The 14227-nt window shown below is 60.8% G+C and carries 16 protein-coding genes; 5 read left to right on the forward strand and 11 right to left on the reverse strand.

Going from position 1 to position 14227, the window contains the following annotated elements; translation table 11 throughout:
- Positions 1–93 precede the first annotated feature (93 nt).
- From nrfD to TUZN_RS05815, 3 genes are read right to left on the reverse strand one after another with little or no spacing between them, the layout of a single operon-like run.
- Complete coding sequence (gene nrfD / locus TUZN_RS05805) at positions 94–1257, reverse strand: NrfD/PsrC family molybdoenzyme membrane anchor subunit (RefSeq protein ID WP_013680021.1); 1164 nt, start codon at positions 1255–1257, stop codon at positions 94–96.
- Positions 1254–1820, reverse strand: a complete 567-nt coding sequence (locus TUZN_RS05810) for a 4Fe-4S dicluster domain-containing protein (protein ID WP_013680022.1) — start codon at positions 1818–1820, stop codon at positions 1254–1256. The genes nrfD and TUZN_RS05810 overlap by 4 nt, the downstream gene beginning before the upstream one ends.
- Positions 1817–4285 carry a molybdopterin-dependent oxidoreductase gene (locus TUZN_RS05815; RefSeq protein ID WP_013680023.1) on the reverse strand — a complete coding sequence of 823 codons (2469 nt, stop codon included), beginning with the start codon at positions 4283–4285 and terminating at the stop codon, positions 1817–1819. The genes TUZN_RS05810 and TUZN_RS05815 overlap by 4 nt, the downstream gene beginning before the upstream one ends.
- A 113-nt stretch (positions 4286–4398) precedes the next feature.
- On the opposite strand from TUZN_RS05815, the gene TUZN_RS05820 reads away from it, so the two are divergent.
- Positions 4399–5544 (forward strand): glycosyltransferase family 39 protein, encoded by a 1146-nt coding sequence (locus TUZN_RS05820; protein WP_052886125.1) that lies wholly within the window; start codon positions 4399–4401, stop codon positions 5542–5544.
- Between the two features lie 70 nt (positions 5545–5614).
- Here the strand turns inward: TUZN_RS05820 and TUZN_RS05825 are convergent, their stop codons facing one another.
- A complete protein-coding gene (locus tag TUZN_RS05825; RefSeq protein WP_013680025.1) occupies positions 5615–7039 on the reverse strand; it encodes an MFS transporter in 1425 nt (474 codons plus the stop codon).
- Between the two features lie 238 nt (positions 7040–7277).
- Here TUZN_RS05825 and TUZN_RS05830 point away from each other — a divergent pair, with 238 nt between their 5' ends.
- Together TUZN_RS05830 and TUZN_RS05835 are read left to right on the forward strand one after the other, a co-directional pair.
- The gene (locus TUZN_RS05830; protein ID WP_052886310.1) at positions 7278–7856 is read left to right on the forward strand and encodes an NADH-quinone oxidoreductase subunit B; all 579 of its coding nucleotides are present in this window, start codon (positions 7278–7280) and stop codon (positions 7854–7856) included.
- 2 nt (positions 7857–7858) lie between these two features.
- On the forward strand, positions 7859–8392 hold the full coding sequence (locus TUZN_RS05835) for an NADH-quinone oxidoreductase subunit D (protein ID WP_013680027.1): 534 nt from the start codon (positions 7859–7861) through the stop codon (positions 8390–8392).
- Positions 8393–8547: 155 nt separating this feature from the next.
- Here the strand turns inward: TUZN_RS05835 and TUZN_RS05840 are convergent, their stop codons facing one another.
- From TUZN_RS05840 to TUZN_RS05850, 4 genes are read right to left on the reverse strand one after another with little or no spacing between them, the layout of a single operon-like run.
- Positions 8548–8829: a nucleotidyltransferase domain-containing protein gene (locus TUZN_RS05840; RefSeq protein WP_013680028.1), complete on the reverse strand. Its 282-nt coding sequence runs from the start codon at positions 8827–8829 to the stop codon at positions 8548–8550.
- Positions 8830–8860: 31 nt separating this feature from the next.
- Positions 8861–9034, reverse strand: a complete 174-nt coding sequence (locus TUZN_RS11530) for a HEPN domain-containing protein (RefSeq protein WP_272941274.1) — start codon at positions 9032–9034, stop codon at positions 8861–8863.
- 8 nt (positions 9035–9042) lie between these two features.
- Positions 9043–9222 carry a HEPN domain-containing protein gene (locus tag TUZN_RS11535; protein WP_272941275.1) on the reverse strand — a complete coding sequence of 60 codons (180 nt, stop codon included), beginning with the start codon at positions 9220–9222 and terminating at the stop codon, positions 9043–9045.
- A gap of 59 nt (positions 9223–9281) precedes the next feature.
- Entirely contained in the window at positions 9282–9728 is a 447-nt protein-coding gene (locus tag TUZN_RS05850) for a hypothetical protein (RefSeq protein WP_013680029.1), read from the reverse strand.
- 95 nt (positions 9729–9823) lie between these two features.
- On the opposite strand from TUZN_RS05850, the gene TUZN_RS11340 reads away from it, so the two are divergent.
- Entirely contained in the window at positions 9824–9982 is a 159-nt protein-coding gene (locus TUZN_RS11340; protein WP_013680030.1) for a hypothetical protein, read from the forward strand.
- A 24-nt stretch (positions 9983–10006) separates the two neighbouring features.
- Here TUZN_RS11340 and TUZN_RS05855 read toward each other — a convergent pair whose 3' ends face one another.
- On the reverse strand, positions 10007–11086 hold the full coding sequence (locus TUZN_RS05855; protein WP_237698196.1) for an energy-coupling factor transporter transmembrane component T family protein: 1080 nt from the start codon (positions 11084–11086) through the stop codon (positions 10007–10009).
- Positions 11087–11166: 80 nt separating this feature from the next.
- Between TUZN_RS05855 and TUZN_RS05860 the strand changes: the two genes are divergently transcribed.
- Complete coding sequence (locus TUZN_RS05860; RefSeq protein WP_013680032.1) at positions 11167–11736, forward strand: YbhB/YbcL family Raf kinase inhibitor-like protein; 570 nt, start codon at positions 11167–11169, stop codon at positions 11734–11736.
- On the opposite strand, the gene TUZN_RS05865 is transcribed toward TUZN_RS05860, so the two are convergent.
- Both TUZN_RS05865 and TUZN_RS05870 read right to left on the reverse strand, forming a co-directional pair.
- On the reverse strand, positions 11722–13380 hold the full coding sequence (locus tag TUZN_RS05865; RefSeq protein ID WP_013680033.1) for an ABC transporter ATP-binding protein: 1659 nt from the start codon (positions 13378–13380) through the stop codon (positions 11722–11724). The two genes, TUZN_RS05860 and TUZN_RS05865, sit on opposite strands and share 15 nt — an antisense overlap.
- A 6-nt stretch (positions 13381–13386) precedes the next feature.
- Positions 13387–14187, reverse strand: coding sequence for a hypothetical protein (locus TUZN_RS05870; protein ID WP_013680034.1), 801 nt, complete (start codon positions 14185–14187; stop codon positions 13387–13389).
- Positions 14188–14227: the final 40 nt, after the last annotated feature.

A 14227-nucleotide genomic window follows, 5' to 3' on the forward strand; every position in this document is an offset into this window, starting at 1 on the left:
GTTCTCCAGGCGTTGGGGAATCTAATAGAGGTGCGGCTGATAGGCGTGCCCAGCCTCCAGCAGATGACCTAAGAGAGAGAAGAAATGAAAAAACTATTTGAATATATAAAGCACTTTCGGCTTTTCGCCAGGCTTGAGCGGCAGTAACGACACGCCGAGCGCCAACAGCGCTATGTAGGCGAGCACCGAGCCGACAGCTATCTCTATCTGCGAGAGGGTGGGGGCATAGTGGACGGAGCCTACGCCGGCCCAGCCGCCGAGGCTGTAGGATATGTGGGCCGCCTGGGGCTCTATCAGGAGATCGTACTTGTCCACGAAGCCGGCGGCCACCACGAGCGCGGCGGCCGCCAGCGCTAGGGGCAGGCTCTTCCTGTAGTAAGCCAGGGCCGCGAGCGCGAACGGCACGGCTAACAGCAGGCCTATCTCGAATACGTAGAAGTTGGGGCTGGAGACTATCAGCTTGTAGCCCTCCCAGGCGGCTGGGTTGTACCAAGAGCTTATAACCATCCAGCCCTTTATGAAGGCCAGCACGGGCAGGGCGATCATGAGCATTCTGCCGTAGTATCTGGCCACGAAGTCCTTAATGCCTAGGCTCCCCGCGAACGCCGATATAAACAGGGCCTGTCCGGCTGCGCCTATGGCTATCGCGCTGGCTATGAAGTAGAGCGCCATGTGGGGCCCGTACCACGCCGGCACGGCGGCCACGTTGCCGAAGACCTGCCCGAGGTTGCTGTGGAGGACCACGGTGACCACCAGAACGGCTACGGCTATGGCCAGCTCCGCCGACTTCATAGCCCTCAGCCTCTCGTCGACCTCGCTCCTTATGAAGTACACCAGCTCCACCAATAGGGCTAGGGCGAACAGCATGTAGAGCGTGGCCATCCACGTTATGCCCGAGCGGTACTGGAAGAACAGCGAGAGGCCTCCTTGGCTGTGCACGAATATGTTGACAGCCGACAGCGGGCTTCTGAGGTCCATCAAAATCATTATCCAGGCCGGCACTATGGTTATCAGCGAGAACCACACCCCGAGCTTGATTATCTTCTCGTACTCGCCGTTAGGCCCTCTGTAGCCGAACACGGTGTATATGGAGTTGACTATGCTCGAGCCGGTGGCCATGAGGGCGAAGTATACGTAGCCGGGCACCAAGAGGCCCCAAGGTATCTCCTCCACAGACCTGCCCAGATAGCCCAGCCACACCAATGCAGAGCCGGCCGCGAGCAACGCGACCGCCGAGGCTAGCCTGGCCCACCTCATGGCCCCACCACGACGAAGTACTTGGGGCTGGTGCCCATGTTGTCGAGAAGCTTCACGTACCTCGACTCGGCCAAGCGCCTCGATATCGACGAGCTCGGGTTGTCCAAGTCGCCGAAGTCGCGGGCGCCCGCCGGACATACGGCGACGCAGACGGGCTGCTCCCCTCTGGCCAGCCTGGCCTGGCACTCCTCGCCCATGCACTTGACCGGCGCCCACAGAGACTCGTTGAACCAACGGGCGTCGTAGGGGCAGGCCACCATGCAGTACCTACAGCCTATGCAGAGGTCGTAATTTATCTTGACCAAGCCGTCCTTGTCCTTGTAGGACGCGCCGGTGGGGCACACGGTGACGCACGGCGGGTTTTCGCAGTGCTGGCACTGGAGGAGATACAACATGGGCCTGGCGGCTCTGCCCAGCTCTATCCTCTTTATGTTGGTCCTGAGCCAGTTCCACGACACGTTGGGCGAGGTGGAGGAGCCGTAGTTGGCGGCGTTGCAGGCGGCTATACACGCGCCGCACGATATGCAACGGGATTGGTCCCAGAGGAAGGCGAGCCTCGTCATAGCCTCACCCTAACCACCGAGTTCGTCCCCGCGGTGCCTATCACCGGCGCCACGTACCCCTTAGTGAACCACTGCGGGTTGACGCCCGTGCGGAGGAAGTCGTACTGGCCGTCCACGAGGGCGGACGTGTGGCCTCCGGCAAAGGCGTAGGCGAACAACACGCCGGGCCTCACTCTGTTGGTCACCTTCACGCAAGTCCTCGCCGCGAAGCCGTTGTCGACTCCCTCGAGCGTCACGACGTCTCCGTCCCTCACGCCGAGGCGCTCGGCGTCTGCCGGATTCATCCAGACGCACCTCTCGGTCAGATACTTCGAGTCGTAGGTGAAGGCGAAGTGGCCCGACACGTTCTGGTCCTTGCCCGTCACTAGGTAGAACTCGTTGGGGGCCTTGGGCTGGCTGTAGGCCGGCGGCGGGGTCCAGTCGGGCAACGGGTCGAGGCCGTACTTCAACGCGGCGAGCGAGTATATCTCCACGAGGCCCGTGGGCGTGGAGAGCTTGGACTTGTACGGCCTGACCTCGTACGTCTTCCGCTTGAGCACGTAGTAGCCCTTAGTCCTCAACGACGTCTCGAGCTCCTCCTTCGAGACGTTCCAGGCCTTTGACAGATAGTCCAGCACTTTCCCGAACAGCTGCTCCTCGAAGGCCTCGAACTGGGCGTAGTCCGCGTATCTATCTGTGTACCCTATCAGAGCGGCCTTGTCCGGCCACGCCCTCCTCACGAGCTCTAGCAGGATCCAGAGCGCGTGGCGGGCGTCGACGCCGGGCGGCGGGTCGAGCACCTTGTTGGAGTACACGACGGCCGCGTCGAGGGTCCAGGGAGCGGACGAGATCTCGCTCCTCTCCAAGAACATGAGGTCGGGGAAGACGTAGTCGGACCAGTCCACGTGGTCTTGCGGCAGTATGTCTATGGTCACCACTAGGTCGAGCTTCTTGAAGGCCTCCTTCAGCTTCTGCGTGTTGACGTCTCTGTGGAACGGGGCTGTGCCCACTATTATCAAAGCCTTTACGGGATACGGCTTCTCCGTCAATACGGCGTCTAGAAGCGCGTCGAAGGAGCTGACGGCCAGAGGGTACTTCATGGTGTCGACCCTCTTGGCCTTCAACGGAGGCAGAGACACGCCGAATATTGTGTCTATCTTGTCGGCGCCTATGGTGCAGGAGTTGGGGAACTTCGCGGGCTCTTGGAAGCACAAGCCGCCGCGTTTGTCTATGTTGCCCACCAGCGCGTTGAGTATGAGTATTGCCCTATACACGTCGAACTCGTTCCCGTTCTTGGCCGCGTACCACCCGTCCTCCGCCACCCCTCGCCTCGTGGCGAACTCCCTGGCCAGGCGGATTATCTCGTCGGCGGGGATCCCGGTTATCTGGGCCGCCTTCTCGGGCGGGTACTTGGCCGCCCTCTCGGCCAGTAGCTTGAACGCTGTCTTGACGTGGACGCTCCCCGACGGCGTGTCCACATCCCCTTCGTAGTCGAGCGCCGGATCCGCCGCCGATCCTAGCGGCTTGAAGCCGCCGGACGCCGCATCGAAGACCAGATAGGCGGAGCCCTCCTGCCCCAAATCCTTCTGGGTCAGAGGCTGGCCGTCGGGCTTCACCAACATGGGGGCGTTGGTGTACCTCTTGAGGAACTGGACGTCGTAGAGCCCCTCGTTTATGATTACATATATCATCGACAGGAGCAACGCGGCGTCGGTGCCCGGTGTTATGGGGACCCACTCCACCGACGAGAACGCGAGGTTGGGGGCCCTCGGGTCGACGACCACGACCTTGGCCCCTGCCTCCCTCGCCTTGGAGAGCGCCCTGACCAGGCCCATAGCCGCGTCGAGGTTCCTCCCTATCAGCAACAGGTAGTTCAGGTTGGCGTAGTCGGGATCCACGGCCGGCGGCCCTCCGGCGCCCAGCACGACTTGCCTAGCCGCGGTGGAGGCGTCGTGGCAGGTTCCCTCATGGCCTATCACGTTGGGCGTTCCTATCAACGAGGCTATGAGCGGTAGGTGCCACGACATGTGGTCGTGCCTCGTGAATGCTATCGCCTGGGGGCCGTATTTGTCCGCCACTTCCTTGAGCTTGGCCGCCGCCTCGTTCAGCGCAATGTCCCAGTCCACCTCCTGGAACTTCCCCTCGCCTCTCTGGCCGACCCTCTTGAGAGGCTTCCTCAGCCTCAGCGGGTGGCCCCACATCTGTATCGCCGCCGCCGGGCGGGCGCACATGCCGGGCTGCGGGTGGCTGGGGTTAGGCACTATATACATCGCGTCCCCGCTGTTGACGAAGTAGAGGCCGCACTTGGAGCCGCACGCGCCGCAGTATATGGGTATGTACTTGGGCCCGGCGGCGCCGGCCTTTTGGACAGGCTGGGCCGTCTGCGACAGCACTATCTTGGCCAGAGGCGCGCCTAGGGCAGACACGACGCCGATAGTTACGCCGAGCTTGACCAGTTCTCTTCTATTTATTTTTAGATATGACACGCATATCAATACATAAATATTTTTATTTAACGCGGGATGTGTGTTTTTTGCATTACACGCGTCTGTGTAATAGCGCCGCGGGCAAGTTTAATAATGGGGAGCGCCGCGCCTACATGCGTCTGCGCTGGATTGCCTTGGCGGCTGTAGTGGTGGTCGCCGCAGTCTACGTGTACTATACCTATACGCAATTCGCTGGCCTCCAGGGCTACGTCTCCGACGAGACTTGGTACGCCCCCGCCGCCTACAACATACTGACCCAGGTTTTCGGCTACAACGAGTCCATGTCCTACCCCTACCCTAACGCCAGCGGCATATCCACTTACCTGAACCTCGAACATCCGCCGCTCGTCAAGTACATCTTGGCGTTGTCCATAGCGGCGCTCGGCTACTACCCCCTCGCCTGGCGGTTGCCGGGCTGGATTGTCGGAGGCGCCGCGGTGGTCCTGGCCTATCTGACAGGCTACGAGTTGCTTAGGGATAGAGGCGAGGCGGCGGCCGTGCTGGCCGGGGCCATATCGGCCGTCGCGTTGATATTCGATCCCAACTTCTGGGCCCTCCACGGCATAGCCATGCTGGACGCATACGCCGGCTTCTTCGCCCTCCTCGCCCTATACCTGTTGGTGTCTGAGAGGAGGCTCGCCTCGTCTATCGCCTTGGGCCTCGCCTTTGCCGCCAAGGAGACCACGTTCCCCCTACTCCTGCCCTACCTCTACTACATAGGCGAGCTCGAGGACAAGCCCCTCAAGAGGCTGACGTACGCCGTCTTCATACCGGCGGCCGTCTACGTGGCCCTGTCGGCCCCGCTCATGGTTTACCTCGGCGGGCCCGTCGCGTGGTTTAAGGACAGCTTTCTCCACATGATGAGCTGGGACGTGACGTCGGGACACATAGCGGGCAACGCGGAGAGCCAGATATCGACTCCCTGGGGGTGGTTCCTCGACATCCACCCGTTCTATCTAGGCCAGAACCTATACGCCAGGGTGAACGTAGCCGTCATGTGGCTCTGGGCCATCCTCACCCCAGTCGCCGTCTTGCTCAAGGATAAGAAGCTCGTGATAGCGGCTCTCTTCCCGTGGTCCATGTGGGCCGGGCTCGCAGCCGCCTACGCCCTAGGCAACACGACGCTGTTCAGCTTCTACGTGGCCGACTTCAGCCCCATGGTCGACGTCTTCGCCGGATCGGCGGTGGTCGCGGCCCTAGCCGCCTGGGACGAGCGCGGCCGTAGATCGAGGAGGCGGGGGAGCCCGAGCCGCGTCTGAGGCTCCAATCCAGCCCTAGCTCGCCTACGCGGCGGGGAGGAGACCAGGCCGGACGAAAAGACGCGTCGAATTAATAGGCCCTTATGTATTTGTGCTCCCCGCTTACTATCTCCAGGCTCGCTAACTTGGGCTCTGGTAGCATGAACACGGTGAACGGTATGCCCAACAAGCTCACTAAGGCCAGCAGTTGCAACAGATGCGACACTCCGATGGTTGCGAGGAGCGTCGGGAAGAACAACGTGGATATCGCCGCGCCGAGCTTGCCGGCGGCCGCCGATATGCCGTGGCCGGTCGTCCTGTAGCGCGTGGGGTAGACCTCTGCCGGCAACACGAAGGTGGTCGTGTTGGGGCCGAAGTTTATGAAGAAGTAGCTCAGCGAGTAGAGGGCCAAGGTCGCCGCGGCGGGCGCCAAAAGCTCCACCGACTTGCCCGCAGCGACTATTATAGTCGATACGGCGAGGTATATTGCGGCCATCGCCGCGAAGCCGAGCCCTTGTATGGGCTTCCTCCCCAGCTTGTCTAGGAGGAAGGCGGCCACGAAGTAGCCCGGGAACCCCACGAGGAACGGCACGCTCTGGTAGAATATCTGCTTGAAGATGTCGCTGGCCGGCCCCATTATCGAGGCGACCACGGCGCCCGAATAGACGCCGGTGCCGTAGAGGGCTATGTCCATGAGAAACCAGGGCACCGTAGTGCCGAGCAGGACCTTCCAGTTATCGGAGAGGAACTGCCGGAGGCTGAGCCCCTCGACTCTGGCCGGCGTCTGTATGTCGGCGCCGAAGAGCTTCGCGGCCTTCCTCGCCTCCTCGACGTCGCCCTTCACCAGCAGGGCGAAACGCGGCGTTTCCGGTATCCTCCTCCTGAGGTATATCACCGTCGCGGCCGGTATTGCGCCGACGCCCAACATGACCCTCCACGCCAACTCCGGCGGCAGTAAGGCTATGCTCGCAAGCGCCACGCCTACAGAGGCTAGTATGCCGAGGCCTTGATTGGCGAAGACCAGAGCCACCAGCTTTCCTCGATCCCTCACGTTGGAGTACTCCGACATTATGGTCGCCGATATGGGGTAGTCGCCGCCGATGCCGAAGCCCAAGAAGACCCTCGCGGCTATCAGCCAGAGGAGGTTCGGCGCAACTGCGCTGAGGAGGGCCCCGAAGGTCAGTATGGCGGCCTCGACGCCGTAGAGGTACTTCCTGCCGAGCCTATCGCCGAGAAAGCCGAAGAGGAGTTGCCCGGCTATGGTCGCCCAGAGGGCGGCGGAGCCGAGAAGGCCGCTCCAGTACGCCGCGTTGGGGCCGTGTAGCTCCTCGAAGCCGGGCACCGCGTATGCGCTCAGAACGGTGAGGACTGCGCCTATAACGAAGAGGTCGTAGGCGTCTGTGAAGAACCCGGCGCCCGAGAGGTACCATATCTTTATATGGGTCCACGTAAGCTTAAGCCTATCGAGGTGCTCGAAGGGGTTCGGCCTGTCGGGCGCGCCAAGGTTTGAGGACATATGCGGAGATGTCCTAAAACATTAAAGAAATGTGCTATATCATGCTTAAGTATAGGCTAGATTGAGGGTATTTCATTAAAATTATAATTATATAGAGATACATATATTTGTTTTTGAAAAGATAATTTTCAATTAATATTATGGAAAGTAAAAATATTAAAATTTGGAGAAGGGAGGAATCTATTTATAGGGAAACGATGAGATCTACGTGTCGGTTATACAGGGCCTCAAGGAGTATATGTTGAAGCAGGCGAAGCTGGATAGGATAATTAGATGGGGAATCAAGTGGTCCATGTGGCCGGTCCACCTAGTGACGAGCTGTTGCGGCGTTGAGGTGGCCCATACATCTGCCCCCGTTTTCGACGCCGAGAGGTGGGGCGTCCTGCCCTTCAACACTATGAGGCAGACAAACGTCATACTCGTGGAGGGCACTATAACCAGAAAGATGGCGAAAGTGCTGAAGTGGGTCTACGAGCAGATGCCGGAGCCCAAGTTCGTCATAGCCATGGGCGCCTGCGCCGTGAGGGGCGGCCTGTTCTGGAACTCCTACCACGTCGTGCAGGTGGACACCATAGTGCCGGTCGACGCGTACATACCCGGATGTCCGCCGACCCCCGAGGCGGTGATAAGGGCCTTCTTCATGGTCGGCAACAAGATATTGGGCAAGCCAGGTCCCGAGGTGAAGCCCGTCAAGGTCGACCTAACGCCCTATCTGCCGCAGCCCAAGCCCGCGGCTAAGCCCGCCGCGAAGCCCGCGGCCCCCGCCAAGCCAGCCGCCGCGCCGACGGCGGCCGCGACGCAGGCCCAGCCCGCGTAGCCATGTCGGCCAAGCTACCGCCCAAGTGCCCGCCGCAGGCCGACCACCCGCTTCTGCCTAAGATCAAGGAGGCACTCGGCGACATGTTGCTCTCACACGGCGTGTCGGCCGACGGCTATCTCTGCGTCATGGTGCCAGCCGGGAGGATCAGGGAAGTGGCGCAGAAGCTCAAGGAGCTCGGCTTCGACCAAGCCCTCTCCGTCAGCGCCATGGACTACATGGAGGAGAAGAAGTTCGTCATGCTCTACACCTTTATGTCGTACCTCACGCCGGAGTTGAAGGGCCATATCCTGAACGTGCGGGCCGAGATCCCGCGCGACAACCCGCACATAGCGTCCATAGCAGACATATTCCCCTCAGCGGACTACGACGAGAGGGAATGCCACGAGATGTTCGGCATATGGTTCGACGGCAATCCCCACATGGGCAAGCGCTTCTTGTTGGACCCCGACTGCTGTATAGACGAGAAGACCGGCAAGCCCCTCTACCCTCTGAGGAGGGACTTCAAGGTGCCCGACTGGGGCCTCTTCGGCTGATTTTCTGCTCTCTGGGCGGCCCCTTCCGGACGCGCTGGCCCGGACCCCCAGGACTCCGGATAGCGGAAAGCGGGTAAGAGTAGCCGGGTTGCTGGAGGGCGGCTAACGCCGTATCGTCTCGTGGACTTTTCTGCCGGCTGGACGGGCGAGGGCGCTTAACATATATCTACTTCCTTATCGATAAACTTCTTGTACCACTCCTCGTATTGCCGTGTGGTGACTATGTGGAGCTCCAAGACGGCCGACGCCTCCCCCGCGGCGTCTTTCAAGGCCTTCGAGACCTCGGCCCGGCGCCAGGGATCCTCAGGGGCGTTTAGAGAGATTATCAACACGTCTATGTCGCTGTCGGGGGCCCAATCGCCTCTGGCCACGCTCCCGAAGACAGCCACCCTGGCCTCCCCCAGGAGGGCTCTCGCCGGCGCGCACAGCCTCTCCACATACGTCCTCCATCCAACACGCGCCCACGGGTTAAGTAGTGCTGGAGGTGCATAGCCCGACGAGCCTCTCCGCCGTCTTCACAAGGCGTTCGGCCACCTCTTTCGAGTACCTCCTGGGGAGATACCTGCCGCCTATATAGGCGTCCTCCATGACCTCGAACTCCATGCGGTTCTCCTCGAAGAGCCTCCACACGTCCTCCCGCACTGTCTTGACTAAAACGCCGCGAGGGAGTGGGTATGTGGGTAGTGCCCGAGGGCGGACGCCAAGAGGTACTTAGGCGCGAGCTGGGTAACCTGCTCGCTGTGGAACGCCGCTAGGTCGTATCTGCCGGCCTTGAGGTCGTCCCTAGTCGCCTCGAGGAAGAGAAGCGCCCGCTCCCTCAACACCTCCACGGACTCCCTACCCCACTGCGTAAAGCCGCTGCAAGCTTAAAACTATTCCGGACGCGCGGTCACTGTCTGGATTCGAGTTGGGGAAGGGGTATCGGCCGCCACACCTCGTGCATCTCGACCTCCCACCACGCCGAGATGTCTCTGGCCAGCTTCTCGACCACGTACCCCGGGGCCTCTATGTGGCCGGCCTTCCCGCCTCCTACAAACGACAGGCGGGAGTACAGGAGAAAGTTCTCCAACACAACGCGCCGCACCTCTGCCCTGAAAGCCACGTAGTTCTTGCGGCCGAGGCATAGAGAGACTATCTTGTCGTCGTCGACCACGAACACCCTGATGTACCCGCACGTCCACTCGAAGAGGACGGCCACCGCCGCGACGGCCAAAACCGTCGCGAGCACGGCATGTAGAGGCTTGGGCTCGCTGGACAGGAACGAGGACAGCGCGATCAATATGCCGAGGGAGGCGGCTACGGCGTAGTAGTCGAGGAACCTATACCTCTTCTCCACCGCTACGTCGCTCTCTCTATTTAATATCGTTTCCGCTTAATGTGCAGAAACTGCACCTATGGACTCGTTTATAAACTGCTGGGTAGGGCAAGGCGATGTATAAGTGCTATCTGTGCGGGAGGTCGGACACGGCGTTGTTGGAGGGCTACGTCAAGGGCGTAGGCGCCGTTCTGCTGTGTCCGGACTGCTGGAGGAGGCTTGCCGAGGAGAACAAGCTCCTGGCCGGCGCCTCCGGCGGCTGCAACTGCGGCTAGGCCTTAAGCTGGCTTGAGCCGGCACTACGGGTTGTACGGTATGGCGCCGAGGCCGGGCACCCCCGACAGGTAGATCCCCGCCGCCAGCAGGGCCAGCAACAGCGCTATGCCTATGTAGTCGGCTCTGCTCATCCTCATCTCCCGATAGTAGGTCCTCCTCCTGCTCGCCCTAAACCCCCTTATCTCGGCCGCTATGGCTATCTGCACGGCGTCTTTGAGCGTCAGGACCACGATGGTCACGAGAGCCAGCAACACGTACCTCACAGCGTTGCCTAGGGCCGACGCGGCCGCAAACGGGTTTCTGCCTCTAGGCCGGAAGTCGACTCCCCTGGCCTTCAAGGCGTTGAGGGTAGTCATGGAGGCCTCCAACACCTTGGGCACTGACGAGACGGCGAGGAGCAACGCGAAGCCTAGCTCAACCGGGAGCCCCGACTTCTCTAGCGAGGTCAAGATGTCGGAGGGCTGTGTGGTGAACACAAGCAGTAGGCCGGCCGCTATTGCGGCGACCGACCTAAAGGTTATCTGTAGCCCGTATATGAAGCCTTCCCAGGTCAGTCCCACAGGGTTCTGGACGTAGCCCAGGTAGGGCACGTACGCGGTGCCGTTTGCTTGGGTTATGCCGAGGGCGGAGAAGGCTTGGGGGAAGGCGTAGATGAAGTGGACCTCGCCGAAGTCGTACATGAGATAGCTGTACGGCGCTATCATGGATTGGACCCAGGCCGTGCCTATGAAGGAGGCCAGCACTAGGGGCGCCACTATCCTCATCTTCTCCTTCACGTTGGAGGTGAAGGCGTATAGCGCCATGACGCCTGCGAAGAGTATCGCCGATATCCACCAGACCGTCATAGCGGCGACCGTCGTCACAACTATAGAGAGCAGTATCTTGACTCTAGGATCGAGCCTGTAGAGAAAGGACTTGCCCCCCGCGTATCTGAACAGAGACATATACCCTCTGAAGCCTATCAGCTTGAATATTAGATATATAACAAGGGCAGGTCCCCAGATTAAATAAACCAGCGATATGGCCCAGTTGACAATAGGGTTGTAGAGGATAGAGCCTAGATCCGACGCGAGGGCGCCTCCCAAGGCTTGGGCCGGCTCCACGGCAGAATAGGCCCAGTTAATAAATAGCATGTGGCCGAAATGGCGCAGAAAGGCTGATATATGCGTAGTGATGTCTGGCCATGAGGCTGTCGAAGGTCCTAATCGCCGTTCTGATCGCCGTTGCCGCGTTGGCTATCGCCGCGTTCTACTCCATGAGGCCTACCGCCGTCGAGAAAGCCGGACCGGCCAGAGCCGCCATAGAGGTCTATTCCCCCGCGTTTAGCAACGGCTCGACGATCCCGACGCAGTATACCTGCGACGGCGCAGATATATCCCCGCCGCTGGCTTGGCGCGGAGTTCCCGCAGGGGCCAAGTCTCTCCTCATCGCAATGGTTGACCTCGACGCGCCGGGCGGCGAGTTCGTGCACTGGGTCCTCTACAACGTCAATCCCAACTTGACAAGCTTGCCGCAAGGCGTGCCGACCAACGGCACAACGCAGTACGGGCTACAAGCCGTTAACGACTTCGGGAGGGTCGGGTACGGCGGGCCTTGTCCGCCTCCCGGCAAGCCTCACAGATACGTGATATACGTCTACGCGCTCAACTCCACCTTGGCGGTGCCGCCCGGAGCCCCCGCTAGACAAGTCCTACAGGCCGCGGGGCCCTACGTGATAGGTGTGGGATACACCGTGGGCCTATACGGAAGGTGACACCCTCAACCTCTTCGGGCTGGCGGCCAACACGCCGTAGTGCTTCGCCACGTGGTAGACCTGCGGCGGGTCGACGCCCCACTCTCTGTGTTTCTCGGCCTCGGCGAAGGCCTCCTCGGGGGAGCCCTTGAAGGCCACCTTGCCGTCGTACATGACGTAGACCAGCTGGCTGTAGTCGCCCACCTGCCTCATGTCGTGGCTCACGAGAATTATGGTCATGTCGCGCTCCCGCTTGATGTCCATCAAGTACTTCATCGTGGCCTCGGCGGTCTCCCTATCGAGGCCTCTGGTCGGCTCGTCGAGTATAAGCACCTTGGGCGAGGCGGCGAGGACGGCCGCGAGGCTGACCAGCCTCCTCTGGCCGACCGACAGCTTGTGCGGGCTTCTGTCGAGCAGTTTATCTATGCCGAGGTCCTTGGCTATCTGCTGGGCCAGCCTGCCGAGGACTCTGCCCCTCACGCCGGCCAGCCTCAAGGTCATCTCTATCTCGGCCTTGACGGTCGTGTTCATGAGCATCTGGTCGGGGTCCTGGAATGCGTAGCCGACAAGCCTCACGCGCTCTTGGCCGGAGAGGTCGGCCGGCGGCTTTCCGTCTATCTCGACGACGCCCGACGTGGGCTTGTAGAGGCCGGCGAGCAGGTACATGAGGGTGCTCTTGCCCGAGCCGTTCGGCCCCACGACGCTGACGACAGCCCCCCGGGGCACCTCCATGTCGACGCCCTTGAGCGTAGGCGCCTCGTTGCCCGGATATCTGAACACGACGCCCCTCGCCGAGACTATGGCCTCCCCCGACGGCCTCTCCTCGCCCTCCACAGCCTCCAGCTTAAGGTCCCTATGCGCCGCCAGGAACTCCTCGACGGTTATGGGGAACGCGGCGTCCTCGGGGCTCGCCAGCCTGTGGAGGTACGCTACTTGCGGCTCCTCGACGCCGAATTTGTGCAACCCCTTGGCCACCGCCCGATGGGGCTCCTCGTCTAGCACGATGGATCCGTTGTCGAGCGCCACCACCCTGTCGGCCATCGGGAGCACCTTCTCCACCTTGTGCTCGGCCACTATTATGGTTATGCCCTCCTCGTTCAGCTTGGCGAGGAGGTCGAAGACTTCCTTGGTCCCCACGGCGTCGAGCATCGAGGTGGGCTCGTCGAGGATCAATATCTTGGGCCTAAGCGCCAGTATGGCGGCTATGACCAGCCTCTGCTTCTCCCCGCCGCTTAGGAGGAAGGTCGGGTGGGCCCTCTTGTGCCAAAGCCCCACAAGCTCCAGGGCCTCTTTGACCCTCTCCCTCATCTCCTCCGGCGGCACCGCCCTGTTCTCTAGGCCGAAAGCCACGTCGTCCTCGACTATCAGCGCGAATATCTGGCTCTCCGGCACTTGGTAGACGGTGCCCACCTCCATAGCGGTCTTGTAGACGGGGGCCGTCCTGGGATCCCTCCCCAACACAGACACCTTCCCCCGGACCTCCGCTCTTATGATGTTGGGTATCACCCCGTTTATCGTATTTATGAGCGTCGACTTCCCCGACCCCGTCCTCCCGACCAGGAGGACGAACTCGCCCTCCTCTATCGAAAGAGTCGCCTCCCTCAACGCGAGCCTGTACGGCTCTACGTATCTAACAAAAACGTTGTTGAGTTCGATTACCCGCATTAAGCGCTAGGTAGCGACCTGCTTAATATAGTAAACCAGCGGGGCGAGGACTGCGCCCATCACTATGCCGGCGCCCAGCGCGGCGGCGCTGGTGACCGCCCAGAACTGCACACTGGTTACGTAGCCGATGACGAAGGTGCCCCAGAATCCCCTCCACCAGAACGGGTAGGCCAGGCTGGCCCAAGCCCCGCTTATTATGCCGTCGACGAATATCATCCAGCTGTGCCTAGGCGGGGCCGCCTCCTCGCCGCCGGAGGCCTCGCCGCCGTCCGTGGCGACTATCTTTGGCGGCCTTAGGTAGGGCGTGAATATCGCCTCGCCTCTGTATATGAGCCAGAGGTCGGTGAGGGCTGCGTACGCCGTCATCTCGTAGATGAACCAGAACGGCTCCCCGCCAAACCCGTAGTGGACTATGTCGGAGAGGAGCGTGTATATGAACATGGTGAGCCCGACGACGCCGGGCCTGCCCGAGAGGGCGGCCACCAGCTGTATTAGGAATATTTCGCCTATTAGGGGATAGTAGAAGTACGTCGTGATCGATCCGACTTTAGGTATCAAGGGGCTTATGAAGAAGTTGTAGACTATTAAAAGCGCCGCGATGAGGGCCACGTAGACGAAGTCCACTGTTCTGAACTTGCCGAACGCCCTGCCTTCTCTGGGCCTCCAGGCCCAGGCCAGCAGACCGAAGTAGAGCAGTGTGAATATCAACACGATTGGCCACGGAATTATCGTGTTGGTGTTGAAATAGACGCCGTTCCAGACCGGCTGCGGCTTCGTCGTTGTCGTGGCGAACATTATCGCGTCCATGGACAACAACTAATCCGACTATTAAAGAATTAAACATAAG

The organism is Thermoproteus uzoniensis 768-20, assembly GCF_000193375.1.
Taxonomy (GTDB): domain Archaea; phylum Thermoproteota; class Thermoprotei; order Thermoproteales; family Thermoproteaceae; genus Thermoproteus; species Thermoproteus uzoniensis_A.